The organism is Gordonia sp. HS-NH1, assembly GCF_001418765.1.
Lineage (GTDB): Bacteria > Actinomycetota > Actinomycetes > Mycobacteriales > Mycobacteriaceae > Gordonia.
This window is the reverse complement of the sequence record NZ_LIYC01000002.1, coordinates 74,628-89,351: the sequence shown is the minus strand read 5'-3', so window position 1 is coordinate 89,351 and position 14,724 is coordinate 74,628. Positions and strand designations below refer to the sequence as shown.

Sequence of the window (14,724 nt, the reverse complement as noted above, 5' to 3'; positions counted from 1 at the left end):
GCCGACCGGTGGGTCCGGAGTCAGTGGATCGCGATCCGCGGAGGCGGCCTGAGTCGCAGCAGATGGCCGGCGCCGGTGGTCGCGCCGCGACCGGCAGACCTCAACTCGACCGATGGACTTCGATCGAAGTCTGGCTGTCGAGGTGAAGTCTGTCTGTCAGCGCTGGCTGTGACCAACGCACGCTCTGGTTGTCCGCGACGGCCCTCGGGCCGCAGATGCTGAGGTGGTCGTGCCAGGTCAGTGGGTGAGGAGATGTTCGATGCCCGCCATCCCGACCGCCCACATCACCGAGGCGAAGGTGCCCATGATGAACTGCTCGGCGGCGTGCGGCGCACGGAGTTCGGGATAGCGGGCGAGGCTCTTCACGGCGAGGATGATCGCGAGGCCCTCGGGCCACCCGGCCATGAGTGTGGTGACGACCGCGAGACGTTCGAGATATCCGATGACCCGGCCGCCGCGGAGCGGTCCGCCTTCGCCGGTCCCGGCCGGCCCGGGACCAGGGTTCTCGGTCGAATCGGGCGTGTCGGCGTCGTTCCCGGGCTCGTGGTCCGGCGCCCCCGGAGCGTCGGATCCGGTGTCCGGGCGCACGCCGACGCCACCGGCGACGAGAACCGTCCGGACCACGGGTCCACCGCCGGTGACCGCGGCGAGGGCGGCGACGACCGGGACGGCCGATGCGAGGAAGCCGGTGGCCGGGCCGGCCGCGGCGGCGAGGGCGGCGACGACCGGGACGGCCGATGCGAGGAAGCCGGTGGCCGGGCCGGCCGCGGCGGCGAGGGCGGCGGCCACCGCGGCCGGCACCAGGAGGACGACGGCCCCGATCACGTCGAGCCTGCGCACGACGGCCTCCGGCGCCTCGCGGCGTCGCTTCCGCGTCGCGAGAGACCAGATCGGCGTCGTCAGGGCGGTCACGAGGAGGAGGACGACCGCGGCGATAATCATTCCGATCCTCCGGTCGGGGTGTGTCGGTCCGCTTCGGCGAGCGCGTCGGCGACGAGATCGAGGGAATCGGACTCGAGGTCCCATCCCGCTGCGCGTAGGCGTTGGCTCATCGCCTGCGGGGTGATGTCGAGCTCGGCGGCGGCCTCGACCTGGGTGAGCCCGCGGCGCATCAATTCGACCGCCTCGCGGCCGGCGGAACTGCGAGCGGTGATGACGTCGGCGATGAGTCGCCCGGCGGTCTGGGCATGACGGCACCAGCGGGTGTCGGTGCCGCGGACGCAGAGCGGGACCCGCTGCCGTTTGGCGGCCTCGACGGCGTCGCGGGCATGGACGAAGGCGGGTCCGCGCCCGGCGCGGGTGGACGGGGGGAGCGGCTCGTCGACCGCCCCGGCGCCGATGCCGACGCTCCAGTGCCCGTCGGCGGTGAGTTCGACGGCCAGTCGGGCGGTGGCCACCGGGTCGGCGAGGATGCCCTGGATCTCATCGCCCGCGGTGCGTTCGAACTGCCGCACCGTGTCGACTGCGTCGAGTGCGGCGAGGACGGTGTCGACACGGTCGATGTCGCGGCGGCTTCCGCGCTGGTCGACGGTGAGAACGAACATCGTTCAAGGCTATGTACTTGATCTACAAGAATCAAGCCCTACAACTGGATTGATCAACGCCGGTGACTTGATCGACGACGATCAAGTCCGAGGGGTTGTTGCTGTCGCGTTCGCCACGGGCAAGCGGGAGTCCAGGACCAGGCCCGCGATGCCGATCGCGAAGAGACCTCCGGTCACCGCCAGTTGAAGCGGATGCGTGTCGCCGGTCAGCGAATCGCCCAGCATCACCACGGCGGCGGTGCCCGGCGCCATGCCGAGGATGCTGGCCACCGTGTACGGCACCGGGCGCACCGACGACAGTGCCGAACAGTAGTTCGCCACCGAGAACGGGCAGACCGCGATGAACCGCAGCGAACCGACCGCCAACCATCCGCGACGCTCCAGCCGGTACTCGACCGCGCGGACCACCGGGCTCTTCAGGTACGGCTGCACGCGATCACGCCCGACGCTGCGGACCAGGGCGAAGGCGGCCACCGCCGCGATCGAGGAGGCGATCATCGCACCCGCGAACCCGACGAGCGGCCCGAAGAAGATCCCGGACATGACGGTGAACGTCGAACGCGGGATCGGGGCGATGGTGATAACCGCATAGGCGAGGAAGAACAACCACACGAAGGCCGGTCCCAGGTCGGCGCCCCAGTCGCGCACGCTCGCGACCGAGGGCAGCGGGACGAAGTAGGACCCGGCCAGGACGGCCGCGAGAAGCGCTGCGACAACCAGTGCCCGGCGGATGACCCGACGATCGAATCCCCGGCGATCCGCCGACGTGGCCCGGCCGTCACCGGTCGTCCGGGCGTCCGCGACACCGCCGGCGTCGTCCCCGGTCGCGTCGGCGACGTCTTCGCTGACAGTGGAGGGATCGGACACCCGGACACTCTACTCTGGACAACAGCGGTGGACCGGTTCCGTCGAGTGCGCCATGTCACGCCGACCTCGACGCCGAGCCGAGCGAGCGATCGGCTAGTGTCGTCTACGCGCTCATCACAGTGCATTCACGGAGGTGTGCTTCCCCACATGCCACAGCAAACTGACCAGCCCACAACGGACCCAGAACTCGATCAGGCCTACCAGACCTGGTCCACGGCCGCGGCGGCCGTTCTGGCGAAGTCGCGACGTGTCGACGTCGACGAGCTGCCCGACACGCCCGAGGCGCTGCTCTCGACCGACACCGCCGACGGGTTGACCATCCGGCCGCTGTACACGCGTCGCGACGAGCTCGCCGAACCCGGTGTGCCCGGCCGCTTCCCGTTCGTCCGCGGCGCCGACCCCGCTCGTGACGTCACCACCGGCTGGCGCGTCACCGAGAGGTTCGGCGACGACGCGACCGCTGCGGAGGATCTCAACGAGCTCATCCTCGAGGCGATGTCCAACGGGACGAGCGGCCTCTGGCTCTCGGTGAGCAGGCCCGGTGACGGGCTCGGGGTCGCCGACCTCGCGACCGCGCTGCGCGGCGTCTACCTCGATCTGGTGCCGGTGACCCTCGACGCGGGCACCGAGGGGATCGCGGCGGCCCGCGAGCTGCTGTCCCTCAAGGAGCAGGCGCAGGCCGCACCGGTCGCCGCCGCTCCGACCGCGGCCACCGTTCATTCCTTCGGTCTGTCGCCGCTGACGGCCGCCTTCTCCGGTCGACCCACCGTCGATCCGGACGAGGCGACCGGGCTCGCGGCCTCCGGGTTGCCCGTCGGCGTGCGCACGTTCCGCGTCGACGGAAGCGACTTCGCCACCGCGGGTGCCGACAACGGCCTCGAACTGGCCCTCACGGTGGCGGCTGCGGTCGCCCATCTCCGTGACCTCACCGCGGCCGGCCTGTCGGCAGAGGCGGCGCTGGGTCAGATCACCTTCGGCGTCTCGGCCGACGACGACCAGTTCGCCACGATCGCGAAATTCCGTGCGCTGCGCAAGATCTGGGCCCGGGTGGCCGAGGTGCTCGGTGCACCCGAGGCCGGCGGCGCGCTGACCCACGGAGTGACCGACCTGTCGATGTACTCCCAGCGCGACCCGTGGGTGAACATGCTCCGCAGCACCATCGCGGCGTTCGGAGCCGGTGTCGGCGGTGCCGACCAGCTCACCGTCCTGGGTTACGACGCGACCATCCCGGCGGACAAGCGCACCTCGAGTGCGTCGTTCTCACGTCGTATCGCCCGCAACACCCAGTTGTTGCTGCTCGAGGAGTCCAACATCGGACGTGTCCTCGATCCGGCCGGCGGTTCGTGGTTCGTCGAGTCCCTCACCGACGACCTCGCGACCAACGCCTGGGCGGCGTTCACCGAGGTCGAGGCCGCCGGCGGATACCGCGCCGCGCTCGACACCGGCTGGATCGCCGAGAAGGTCGACGCCTCACTGGCACGCCGCGACACCGAGGTCGCGCATCGTCGGATCTCGGTCACCGGCGTCAACGAATTCCCCAACATCGACGAACGCGCACTGTCGGAGACGACCGGGGCGCCGGCCTCGGCGGTCACCGACGTCGTCACCGGGACGCCACGCCTCGCGCGGATCGGACGCGCCTTCGAGGCGCTGCGCGATCGTTCCGACGTCGTGCTCGCCGAGCACGGCGCGCGGCCGTCGATCCTGCTGATCCCGCTGGGCAGCGTCGCCGAACACAACGGGCGCACCACCTTCGTCGCGAACTTCCTGGGGGCCGGCGGGATCACCGTCGTCAACCCGGGCCCACTGACCGCGGACAAGGTCGGCGACGCGGTGGCCGGGGCGAACACCCCGATCGCGGTGCTCTGCGGCACCAAGGCGCGGTACGCCGAGGAGGGGCCCGCGGCACTCGCGGCCGCTCGGGCGGCCGGGCTGTCGAAGGTCTTGCTCGCCGGACCGGACCGGGAGTGGCCCGAGGGCGACGATCGGCCCGACGGTTCACTGCGGGTGGGCATCGACGCGGTGAGCACCCTCGGCGACCTCCTCGACGAGCTGGTCTCGACATCCCTGAAGACGGCGGGAGCAACGGCATGACCCAGACCGAACCCGATCTGACACAGTCGATCCCGAGTTTCGCCGGAATCGGGCTGTCATCGGAGCAGCCCGCCGCCCCGGCCGCTGCCGGAGGACCTTCCGGGTCCGCGGCCGCCGTCACCGGGGAACTGGCCTCCGCGCACGGCTACTCGGTGGACCAGGTCACCTGGAACACCCCCGAGCAGATCGACGTCACGCCGGTGTACACGCGCGCCGAACGCGACGCCGTCCTCGACGACGCCGAGCATCCGTACCCGCTCGACTCGGTTCCCGGTGCCGCGCCGTTCATCCGGGGCCCGTACCCGACGATGTACGTCAATCAGCCGTGGACCATCCGCCAGTACGCCGGCTTCTCGACCGCCGCCGAATCCAACGCCTTCTACCGACGCAACCTCGCGGCCGGGCAGAAGGGGCTGTCGGTCGCGTTCGACCTCGCCACGCATCGCGGCTACGACTCCGATCACCCGCGCGTCGCCGGTGACGTCGGCATGGCCGGTGTGGCCATCGACTCGATCCTCGACATGCGCCAGCTCTTCGACGGCATCGACCTCGGCAGCGTGTCGGTGTCGATGACGATGAACGGCGCCGTGCTGCCGATCCTCGCGCTCTACGTCGTGTCAGCCGAGGAACAGGGTGTGCCGCCCGAGAAGCTGGCCGGGACCATCCAGAACGACATCCTCAAAGAGTTCATGGTCCGCAACACCTACATCTATCCGCCGAAGCCGTCGATGCGGATCATCTCGAACATCTTCGAGTACACCAGCCAGAAGATGCCGAAGTTCAACTCGATCTCGATCTCGGGCTACCACATCCAGGAGGCCGGGGCGACGGCCGATCTGGAACTCGCCTACACCCTCGCCGACGGCGTCGAGTACATCCGGGCCGGGCTCGAGGCCGGTCTGGACATCGACAAGTTCGCCCCGCGACTGTCGTTCTTCTGGGGCATCGGCATGAACTTCTTCATGGAGGTCGCCAAGCTGCGGGCGGCACGCCTCCTGTGGAGTGAGCTGGTCGCCGACTTCGAGCCGAAGAACGCGAAATCGCTCTCGCTGCGGACACATTCGCAGACCTCGGGATGGTCGCTGACCGCCCAGGACGTGTTCAACAACGTGGCCCGCACGTGCGTGGAGGCGATGGCAGCGACCCAGGGGCACACCCAGTCGCTGCACACCAACGCCCTCGACGAGGCGATCGCGCTGCCGACGGACTTCTCCGCGCGGATCGCGCGCAACACCCAGCTGCTCCTGCAGCAGGAGTCGGGCACCACGCGGCCGATCGATCCGTGGGCCGGTTCGAACTACGTCGAGTGGCTGACCCATCAGCTCGCGCAGAAGGCGCGCAAGCACATCCGCGAGGTCGAAGAGGCCGGCGGCATGACGCAGGCGATCAACGAGGGCCTGCCGAAGCTGCGAATCGAAGAAGCCGCGGCACGCACCCAGGCACGTATCGACTCGGGCCAGCAGCCGCTGGTCGGCGTGAACAAGTACCAGGTCGCCGACGACGAGGAGATCGAGGTCCTCAAGGTCGAGAACTCCAAGGTGCGCGCCGAGCAGCTCGAGAAGCTGGACCGACTGCGCGCGGTGCGCGATTCGGCGGCGGTCGAGGCGGCCCTGGCCGATCTCACGCGCGCCGCCGCGTCGTCGGAAGGCGGCCTGGAGAACAACCTGATGGCGTTGGCCATCGAGGCCGCGCGCCATCAGGCGACGGTCGGCGAGATCTCCGAGGCGCTCGAGAAGGTCTACGGTCGGCATCAGGCGGAGATCAAGACGATCAGTGGTGTGTATCGACATGAGGCGGGTGAGGTGAGCAACATCGACGCGGCGATCGAGGCCGTGCGCCAGTTCGCCGAGGCGGAGGGCCGTCAGCCGCGTGTCCTGGTCGCGAAGATGGGTCAGGACGGGCACGACCGCGGCCAGAAGGTGATCGCGACCGCGTTCGCCGACCTCGGCTTCGACGTCGACGTGGGCCCGCTGTTCGCCACGCCCGAGGAGGTGGCCGCACAGGCCGCCGACAACGACGTGCACGTGGTGGGTGTGTCGTCGCTGGCCGCCGGACACCTGACGCTGGTTCCCGCCCTGCGGGAGGCGCTGAAGGAGGTCGGCCGCGAGGACATCATGGTGGTCGTCGGCGGCGTGATCCCGCCCGGTGACTTCGCCGAACTGTACGAGGCCGGCGCCGCCGCGATCTTCCCGCCCGGATCGGTCATCGCCGACTCGGCCGTGGAACTCATCGGCAAGCTCGCCGACACCCTCGGCCTGGAGCTGCCCGGGGCGACCGCGAACTGATGGCGGTCCAACCTCGACGTCAGATCGACGTCGACGCGCTGGCCGATGCCGTACTGGCCGATCGCCGCGCCGATCTGGCGCGCGCGATCACGCTCGTGGAGTCCAAGCGCGCCGACCATCGGGCGGCCGCCCAAGAGCTGTTGCTCAAGCTGACGCCGCACGCGGGAAAGTCGTTCCGCGTCGGCATCACCGGTGTCCCCGGCGTGGGCAAGTCGACGACGATCGAGGCGCTCGGCATGCATCTGCTGGAGCTCGGTCACAAGGTGGCGGTGCTCGCCGTCGACCCGAGTTCGACGCGCACGCGGGGCTCGATCCTCGGCGACAAGACCCGGATGGGCCGGTTGTCGACGGCGGAGAACGCCTACATCCGGCCGTCGCCGACGTCGGGCACACTCGGCGGCGTGGCCAAGGCCACCCGGGAGAGCATCGTGCTGGTCGAGGCCGCGGGGTTCGACGTGGTGCTGGTGGAGACCGTGGGCGTGGGCCAGTCCGAGGTGACGGTCGCCAACATGGTCGACACGTTCACGTTCCTCACCCTCGCCCGGACCGGAGACTCGTTGCAGGGCATCAAGAAGGGCGTGCTCGAACTCGCCGACGTGGTCGTCGTGAACAAGGCCGACGGCAAACACCTCAACGAGGCGAAGGGCGCGGCTCGCGAGCTCAAGAACGCGCTGAAGCTCATCTACCCGCACGATGCGCTGTGGATGCCACCGGTGCTCACCATGAGCGCGATCGAGAACTCCGGGGTGGACGAGTTCTGGAAGACCGTCGTACGTCACAACGAGACACTCACCGAGGCAGGGGAGTTCACCGCACGACGCAATCAGCAGCAGATCGACTGGACGTGGGCGATGGTCAACGACATCGTGCTGTCCCGGCTCGGTGACTCGCCCGCCGTCCGAGGCATCCGCGGCGAGGTCGAGCAGCAGTTGCGCGACGGATCGCTGACCCCGGCGCTCGCCGCCCAGCGGATCGTGGACGCGTTCGACGAACGCTGAGTCACTGGTCCCTGGATCGAGAGACCTGCTGAGCACCGCTCCCTGGTCCGAAAGACGTGACCCCCCTTCGCTCCCTGAGGTGCGAGGAGCGCTAGCGACGAGCCACGAAGGGTCCGGCGACTCGTCTCACCACGACCCTTCGTGGCTCGCTTCGCTCGCACCTCAGGGAGCAGTGGGTGGCTTCGCTCGCACCTCAGGGAGTAGTGGTGGCCGCGGTCAGGCAAGCAGCGGCGCGAGCGTCTCGCCGAGAAGCGAGACCCGCCCCGGCACATGGCCGTTGGCGGGTGCGTTCACGGTGACGCCGTCGACCCCGGTGGCCAGGATGTCGGCGTAGCGGGCGGCGACCTCGTCGGGGTCGCCGACGATCGTCGACCCGCGGCGCACCTCGGCCGCCGGTGTGCGCTGCAGGTAGGCCTCCAGCTCGGCATTCGCCTCGTCGTGGGTCGGAGCCACGCACGCCGACGTCTGTACGGTCACGGTGATCTCCGAGCGGTCCCGGCCGAGCCGTTCGCAGTGTTCGGCGAGGGCGTCGAGCTTGCGCGGGATGTCGGCGGGCAAGCACAGCAGGTTCGATTCGTCGGCGTACTGCGCGACCATCCGCAACGTCTTGCGTTCGCCCCCGCCGCCGATCATCACCGGGATCTTCGACAGCGGCGCCGGCACATTGAGGGCTTTCACGACCCGGTAGCGCTTGCCGTCGAGGCTTGGTGCCTCCCCGGCGAGCATGCCGAGGATGATCTGCAGCGCCTCCTCGAGACGCTCGAACCCGTCGGTGAACGTCCCGAACTCGTAGCCGAGGGAATCATGTTCCAGCTCATACCATCCCGCGCCGATGCCGAGCTGGGCCCGACCGCCGGACACGACGTCGAGTGCCGTGATCGTCTTCGCGAGCAGGGTCGGGTTGCGGTAGGTGTTTCCGGTGACCAGCGACGACAGGCGCACCGTCGAGGTGTGCTGGGCAAGAGCCGCGAGAAGGGTGTAGCACTCGATCATCGGATCGTCGGGCTCGCCCAGCATCGGCAGCTGATAGAAGTGGTCCATCACGAACACGGTGTCGAAGCCGGAGTCCTCGGCTTCGCGTGCCTGCGCGACCACGGTGGGGAACAGCTGGTCGGCGGCGACTCCGGGGTAGGTGAAGTTCGGGATCTGGTAACCGAGTCGAGTCACCCGTCCAGACTAGTCCGTGGACTTCTCCGGGGCGGTGCCGACGACCTCGGGAGCACGGCTGCGGGCGAACGCGCCGATCGTCTCGATGAGTTCGTCGAACACGGCGTCCACGTCGACGGAGGTCGCGATACGGGCGTTGGGTCCCGGCGAGGTCATCCACCGTTCGTCGGCAACGGTCATGCCCCGGGTCAGGGTGCCTGCGAGTTCGACGTCGACGCGCGCGGCGCGCGTCTGCACCGTGTCGGGGGCCAGCGCGACCAGCGCGGCGAACGGGTCGTGGAGGTGGGCGATGTAGCCCTCGTCGTGGTCGTCGTGGAATTCGAAGTAGAACCGCAGGGCGTCGACCAGGTGCCGGATCAGCTCGTTGTCGGCGACCGATCGGAGTCCGCGGTCGTCGGTTGGGTCGGGGCACTCGACGGGTGTGCTGCCGGCGGCGGCCGCGAGCCGGACCACGTGGTCGGGGGTCAGGATGACCGACTCGGTGATATCGAGTGCGCAGACGATGGGCTCGGTGGCGCCCGCGGTGCCGAACGCGGCGAACACCTCGGCGGCCGCCTCCGGATCGACGGCGACGTTCCACTCCGAGGTGGGCGTCGTGTTGCCGTGCGTGTGGAAGGCGCCGCCCATGATGACCAGACGCCGCAGACGAGCCGGTAGGCCCGGATCCCGTCGGATCGCGGTCGCCAGAGACGTGAGCGGTCCGGTCACCAGGCCGACGAGTTCGCCGTCGTGTGCCTGCGAGGCCTCGATCCAGGCGTCGGCGGCGTCGAGATGGCTGGGTGTCGTCGTCGGAGCCGGCAGCTCGGCGTGTCCGACGCCCAGCGGTCCGTGCGTGTCCTCGGTGGTCATCAGGGCGGCGACGAGGGGAGTGGCCGAACCGGTGTGGACCGGTACCTCGGTGCGACCGCACAGTTCCAGCCACGAGAGATTGTTGGCTGTGACGACGTCGACGGGCACGTTGCCTGCGGTCGACGCCACGCCGACGAGGTCGACATCGGCGCGAGCGAGCAGGTAGATCAGCGCGAGCGAGTCGTCGATTCCGGTGTCGCAGTCGAAGAACAGGCGCTGGGTCACCACACAATTGTGCCGGGTGCGGCCCGAAGGTCGGCGCGCCACCCCGCCGGGCCCCTACGCTCACCGCAGCCGGGACGAACGGTCGTCGGCCTGATGAGTCCCGGAGGAGCCGATGGCCTCGACACGACTCGCGCTGGCCGCCCTCGGCGCCGGCGCGATACTCCTGGTGAGCGCGTGCGGCACGGATTCGTCGGATCCGGACGCCTCCTCGGGCAGTGCCGCGGCCTCGTCGAGCGGCGCACCATCGGAGCCCGTCGTCACACCGGTGGTCGGTTCGGTGATGTTCGCCCCGACGCCGTTCGCCGGTTCCGACGGGAACAACCACCTCGTCTACGAGGTCTCGCTGACCAACTACATGCGCACACCGGTGACGATCGTCGGGGTGGAGGTGCTCGACGCGACCGAGGACGACGAACCGCTCCTCGTCCTCGACGAGAACGGGGTCCGCACCCGGCTCAAGCCCACCGGCGCACCGTCGGTGCCGCCGGCCCCGGGAGCACCGGAGGAGTACTCGCAGGTGCTGGCGCCGGGACAGAACGGAGTCCTCTTCCTCCATGTCGTCTTCTCGTCGGAAGCGCCGAAGCAACTCGTCCACGAGGTCTCGGTGCGCGCCGACGCGGCACCGCCGGGTATGCGGGAGGTCGACGAACGCATCGCGCCCGTCACGGTGAGCGACTCGACCGTCCCGGTCCTGGGACCCCCGCTCGTCGGCGAACGCTACATCGCCGCCGACGCGTGCTGCGACGCGGTCCGGCACACCCGCGCGATCCTCCCGCTGAACGGGTCTCCCGTCCTCGCCCAGCGCTACGCGGTGGATTGGGAGCAGGCCGACGCGGACGGAAGGATCTTCGTCGGTGACGCGAAAGACCCCGCGAGCTATCGGATCTTCGGCGACGACGTGCTCGCCGTGGCCGACGGCACGGTCGTCGCCAGTCGCAACGATCTGCCGGAGCAGACGCCGGGGTCGTTTCCCGCGGATCTGGCGATCGCAGACGCCGACGGCAACAACCTCGTTCTCGACATCGGCGACGGCTTCTATGTGAACTATGCGCACATGCAACCCGGTTCGGTGCGTTTCGCGCCGGGCGATCGCGTACGGCGCGGCGACGTCATCGGCAAGGTCGGCAACAGCGGGAACTCGGTGGCACCACACCTGCATGTGCATGTCATGAACGGACCGGAGTTCCTCGGGTCCCAGGGTGTCCCGAGTGTGACCGAGGAGTTCACCATCACCGGGCGGGTGGCCGACACCGCGGCCTTCGACGTCTCCGAGGGAACCGGGGTGCCGCTGCGGCTCGTACCCGGCGTGACGGAGAGCACACACGAGGATCAGATGATCCTCGATCAGAACATCGTCACGTTCACCGCAGGCTGACAACGGTTTCCGATCCCGCACATCCGCCCTGCCGCGCCGGCGGGGTGCCGCGGTGACTGGACAACGATGTCATCGTCCGTACGGTCGGACCCATGTCGATTCAGGACTCTGCCTTCGAATGGACGGAAACGAATCGCGAATGGCTGATCGAGAATCCCGCTCGCATCGTCGCTTACGTGATCGTCGCGTTGATCGTCCGGTTCGTCATCCACCGCTCCATCGACCGCGCCACCCGGCCACGGGCCGCCGGCGGGGAGCCGGGCCGGGGTGCGGCCCTCATGCGCGGGCTGCGCTCCAAGTCGGCATCCACCGAACGCAACGCGCAGATCGCCGCGCGGCGGGCCCAGCGGGCCGCGACGATCGGCTCGGTACTGAAATCGACGGTCTCGATCGTCTTGCTCGTCTGGGTCGTGCTGTCGGTGCTCAGCGTGCTGGGCGTCAACATCGCACCGTTCATCGCCTCGGCCGGGATCGTCGGCCTCGCAATCGGTTTCGGTGCGCAGAATCTGGTGCGCGACTTCGTGACCGGTGTGTTCATGCTGCTCGAGGACCAGTACGGCGTGGGTGACATCGTGGACCTCGGCGAGGCGGTCGGCGAGGTGGAGTCGGTGGGACTGCGTGTGACCACCCTGCGCGACATCGACGGCACCCTCTGGTACGTCCGCAACGGTGAGATCGCCCGCGTGGGCAACATGAGCCAGGAGTTCGCGGTTGCGCGCGTCGACGTCCCGGTGGCACCCGGCGCCGACATCGACAAGGCGCAGCAGGTGGCCGATGACGCGGCCCGCACCGCGATCGAGGAGGACTCGACGGACATTCTCGGACAGATCGAGATGCTCGGCGTCCAGGAGGTGTCGTCGGATCAGGTCGTCTTGCGATTGACGGTGAAGACCAAGCCGAACGGCCAGTGGGCGGTGCAGCGACGACTGCGCCGGGCGATCCTGCGGTCGTTCGTGGAGAACTCGATCGACCTGCCGTACTCGCGGGCCTGGGGGGCGCTGGCGGATTCCGTCGCGCCCTGAGGGCTGCGGCGGGACGATTGACCCGCAAGACGATCAACCCACAACGAGAAGAACCCCGGCGGTGAGCCGGGGTTCTTCTCGTTGTTCTCGTGGTGTCCGAGGGGGGACTTGAACCCCCACGTCCGTTAATAGGACACTAGCACCTCAAGCTAGCGCGTCTGCCATTCCGCCACTCGGACCTGCGTGCCGCGGTGAGTGTTCCGGCGATCTCTCGCCGGTGATCTTTCGACCGTCTCGCTGCAGCGGGATAACCCTAACCGAGGTTGCCCGTGTATCCCAAATCCCGTAGGAGTGAGGGGTGTCTACACAGTCTGCGACCGACGAAGTGGTCGATCTGGTCAGTCGATTGATCCGTTTCGACACCTCCAACACGGGCGAGCCCGAGACCACCAAGGGCGAGGAGGAGTGCGCCCGCTGGGTGGCCGAGCAGCTCGAGGAGGTGGGCTACACGACCCAGTACGTCGAATCCGGGCGGCCGGGCCGGGGCAACGTGTTCGCGCGGCTCGCCGGACCTCCGGATTCGGACCGTGGCGCACTGCTCATCCACGCCCACCTCGACGTCGTGCCCGCCGAGCCGGCCGACTGGAGTGTGCATCCGTTCTCCGGGGCCATCAAGGACGGTTACATCTGGGGTCGGGGCGCGGTCGACATGAAGGACATGGCCGGCATGGCCCTGGCGCTCGCGCGGCAGTTCAAACGGGACGGCACCGTCCCGCCCCGTGAGCTCGTGTTCGCCTTCCTCGCCGACGAGGAGGCCGGCGGGTCGTGGGGTTCGCACTGGCTCGTCGAGAACCGGCCCGACCTGTTCGAGGGCATCACCGAGGCGGTCGGCGAGGTCGGCGGCTTCTCACTCACCGTCGACCGGCCCGACGGCACGCAGCGGCGGCTCTATCTGGTCGAGACGGCCGAGAAGGGCCTCGCGTGGATGCGACTCACCGCCGAGGCCCGCGCGGGACACGGATCGTTCCTGCACGAGGAGAACGCCGTGACCGAGGTCGCCGAGGCGGTCGCTCGGATCGGACGGCACCGGTTCCCTCTGGTGATGACCGAGTCGGTGAGCCAGTTCCTGGCCGAGGTCAGCGCGGAAACGGGCCTGGGCCTGAGTCCCGAGGCGCCCGACCTGGAGACGTCGCTGTTCAAACTGGGCAATCTCGCGCGGATCATCGGCGCGACGCTCCGCGACACCGCCAATCCCACGATGCTCAAGGCCGGCTACAAGGCCAATGTCATCCCGCAGAAGGCGGAGGCGGTCATCGACTGCCGGGTGCTCCCCGGACGCCAGGCCGCCTTCGAGAAGGAGATCGACGAACTCATCGGTCCCAACGTGCGGCGCGAGTGGATCACCCATCTCGATTCCTACGAGACCACCTTCGACGGCGATCTGGTCGAGGCGATGAATGCCGCCGTCCTCGAACACGACCCGCAGGGAAAGACGGTGCCGTACATGCTCTCCGGCGGCACCGACGCCAAGGCGTTCGCGAAGCTGGGCATCCGGTGCTTCGGCTTCGCGCCGTTGCGACTACCGCCCGAACTCGATTTCGCGGCGCTGTTCCACGGCGTCGACGAGCGCGTGCCCGTCGACTCGGTTCTGTTCGGCACCAAGGTCTTCGAGCACTTTCTGCGGCACAGCTGAACCCTCACCTAGAGTGAGCAGCACGGCTTCTTCGGCGACCCTGACCTATCGGTCGGAGAATGCCCCGCACTCTTCCGACGCGCGAAACGTGAGAAAGGTGAACACATGTCGTCATTCGACCCGTACTCCCCGCTACCGAGCCTCCCCGGCTTCACCCTGACCTCGGAGAGCCTCACCGACGGGGCCGCGCTGGCCAACGGACAGGTGAGCGGGATCATGGGCGCGGGTGGCGAGGACCTCTCGCCGCAGCTGAGCTGGTCCGGGTTCCCCGCCGAGACCAAGAGTTTCGCCGTCACCGTGTACGACCCCGACGCTCCCACCGCCGCCGGGTTCTGGCACTGGGCTGTCGCCGACATCCCCGCCTCGGTCACGAGCCTCCCCGAAGGCGCAGGCGACGAGGAGGGTTCCGGGTTGCCCGAGGGCGCGGTCACCCTCAGCAACGACGCCTCGCTGCGCCGGTACATCGGTGCGGCGCCGCCGCCCGGACACGGTCCGCACCGGTACTTCGTCGTCGTGCACGCCGTCGACACCGAGTCCCTCGGTCTGCCGGAGAACGCGACGCCCGCGTACCTGGGATTCAACCTGTTCTCCCACGCGATCGCGCGCGCAACCCTCGTCGGTACCTACGAACAGCCCGGCGAGAACGTCTGACTCCGGCCATCGAT

General features: G+C 69.0%; 12 protein-coding genes and 1 tRNA gene. 7 read left to right on the top strand and 6 right to left on the bottom strand.

The genetic code is table 11. The annotated features are described in order from the left end of the window. Positions 1-237: 237 nt before the first annotated feature. The 3 genes from AMD30_RS02230 to AMD30_RS02220 all read right to left on the bottom strand — a co-directional run bounded on the left by AMD30_RS02230 (position 238) and on the right by AMD30_RS02220 (position 2,411). On the bottom strand, positions 238-942 hold the full coding sequence (locus tag AMD30_RS02230; RefSeq protein ID WP_055474601.1) for a hypothetical protein: 705 nt from the start codon (positions 940-942) through the stop codon (positions 238-240). Further along, positions 939-1,544, bottom strand: a complete 606-nt coding sequence (locus tag AMD30_RS02225) for a hypothetical protein (RefSeq protein WP_055474600.1) — start codon at positions 1,542-1,544, stop codon at positions 939-941. The genes AMD30_RS02230 and AMD30_RS02225 overlap by 4 nt, the downstream gene beginning before the upstream one ends. A gap of 81 nt (positions 1,545-1,625) precedes the next feature. After that, positions 1,626-2,411, bottom strand: a complete 786-nt coding sequence (locus tag AMD30_RS02220) for a TVP38/TMEM64 family protein (protein WP_055474599.1) — start codon at positions 2,409-2,411, stop codon at positions 1,626-1,628. Positions 2,412-2,558: 147 nt separating this feature from the next. On the opposite strand from AMD30_RS02220, the gene AMD30_RS02215 reads away from it, so the two are divergent. The 3 genes from AMD30_RS02215 to meaB are packed head-to-tail and all read left to right on the top strand — an operon-like array spanning position 2,559 to position 7,788. Beyond that, positions 2,559-4,505: a methylmalonyl-CoA mutase family protein gene (locus tag AMD30_RS02215; RefSeq protein WP_010841053.1), complete on the top strand. Its 1,947-nt coding sequence runs from the start codon at positions 2,559-2,561 to the stop codon at positions 4,503-4,505. Beyond that, the gene (scpA, locus tag AMD30_RS02210; protein WP_055474598.1) at positions 4,502-6,790 is read left to right on the top strand and encodes a methylmalonyl-CoA mutase; all 2,289 of its coding nucleotides are present in this window, start codon (positions 4,502-4,504) and stop codon (positions 6,788-6,790) included. The genes AMD30_RS02215 and scpA overlap by 4 nt, the downstream gene beginning before the upstream one ends. Continuing rightward, positions 6,790-7,788 carry a methylmalonyl Co-A mutase-associated GTPase MeaB gene (gene meaB, locus AMD30_RS02205; protein ID WP_014926707.1) on the top strand — a complete coding sequence of 333 codons (999 nt, stop codon included), beginning with the start codon at positions 6,790-6,792 and terminating at the stop codon, positions 7,786-7,788. Before scpA ends, meaB begins: the two co-directional genes overlap by 1 nt. Before the next feature lie 216 nt (positions 7,789-8,004). Here the strand turns inward: meaB and AMD30_RS02200 are convergent, their stop codons facing one another. After that, positions 8,005-8,955 (bottom strand): LLM class F420-dependent oxidoreductase, encoded by a 951-nt coding sequence (locus AMD30_RS02200; protein WP_055474597.1) that lies wholly within the window; start codon positions 8,953-8,955, stop codon positions 8,005-8,007. A 9-nt stretch (positions 8,956-8,964) separates the two neighbouring features. Further along, positions 8,965-10,029 carry a nucleoside hydrolase gene (locus AMD30_RS02195; RefSeq protein ID WP_044507899.1) on the bottom strand — a complete coding sequence of 355 codons (1,065 nt, stop codon included), beginning with the start codon at positions 10,027-10,029 and terminating at the stop codon, positions 8,965-8,967. 112 nt (positions 10,030-10,141) lie between these two features. Here AMD30_RS02195 and AMD30_RS02190 point away from each other — a divergent pair, with 112 nt between their 5' ends. Beyond that, positions 10,142-11,404, top strand: coding sequence for a M23 family metallopeptidase (locus AMD30_RS02190; RefSeq protein ID WP_055474596.1), 1,263 nt, complete (start codon positions 10,142-10,144; stop codon positions 11,402-11,404). Between the two features lie 92 nt (positions 11,405-11,496). Next, a complete protein-coding gene (locus AMD30_RS02185; protein WP_014926711.1) occupies positions 11,497-12,426 on the top strand; it encodes a mechanosensitive ion channel family protein in 930 nt (309 codons plus the stop codon). Between the two features lie 90 nt (positions 12,427-12,516). Here AMD30_RS02185 and AMD30_RS02180 read toward each other — a convergent pair. After that, a tRNA-Leu gene (locus AMD30_RS02180) sits at positions 12,517-12,605 on the bottom strand. 119 nt (positions 12,606-12,724) lie between these two features. On the opposite strand from AMD30_RS02180, the gene AMD30_RS02175 reads away from it, so the two are divergent. Together AMD30_RS02175 and AMD30_RS02170 are read left to right on the top strand one after the other, a co-directional pair. Then, on the top strand, positions 12,725-14,059 hold the full coding sequence (locus AMD30_RS02175) for a M20/M25/M40 family metallo-hydrolase (RefSeq protein ID WP_055474595.1): 1,335 nt from the start codon (positions 12,725-12,727) through the stop codon (positions 14,057-14,059). A gap of 105 nt (positions 14,060-14,164) precedes the next feature. Further along, positions 14,165-14,710, top strand: coding sequence for a YbhB/YbcL family Raf kinase inhibitor-like protein (locus AMD30_RS02170; protein ID WP_010841061.1), 546 nt, complete (start codon positions 14,165-14,167; stop codon positions 14,708-14,710). Positions 14,711-14,724: the final 14 nt, after the last annotated feature.

What these genes read in the sequence shown, in the direction of transcription:
- meaB (WP_014926707.1), top strand. Translation starts at nt 6,790, where the DNA reads ATGGCGGTCCAACCTCGACGTCAGATCGACGTCGACGCGCTGGCCGAT.
- AMD30_RS02215 (WP_010841053.1), top strand. Translation starts at nt 2,559, where the DNA reads ATGCCACAGCAAACTGACCAGCCCACAACGGACCCAGAACTCGATCAG.
- AMD30_RS02190 (WP_055474596.1), top strand. Translation starts at nt 10,142, where the DNA reads ATGGCCTCGACACGACTCGCGCTGGCCGCCCTCGGCGCCGGCGCGATA.
- AMD30_RS02225 (WP_055474600.1), bottom strand. Translation starts at nt 1,544, where the DNA reads ATGTTCGTTCTCACCGTCGACCAGCGCGGAAGCCGCCGCGACATCGAC.
- scpA (WP_055474598.1), top strand. Translation starts at nt 4,502, where the DNA reads ATGACCCAGACCGAACCCGATCTGACACAGTCGATCCCGAGTTTCGCC.
- AMD30_RS02170 (WP_010841061.1), top strand. Translation starts at nt 14,165, where the DNA reads ATGTCGTCATTCGACCCGTACTCCCCGCTACCGAGCCTCCCCGGCTTC.
- AMD30_RS02230 (WP_055474601.1), bottom strand. Translation starts at nt 942, where the DNA reads ATGATTATCGCCGCGGTCGTCCTCCTCCTCGTGACCGCCCTGACGACG.
- AMD30_RS02185 (WP_014926711.1), top strand. Translation starts at nt 11,497, where the DNA reads ATGTCGATTCAGGACTCTGCCTTCGAATGGACGGAAACGAATCGCGAA.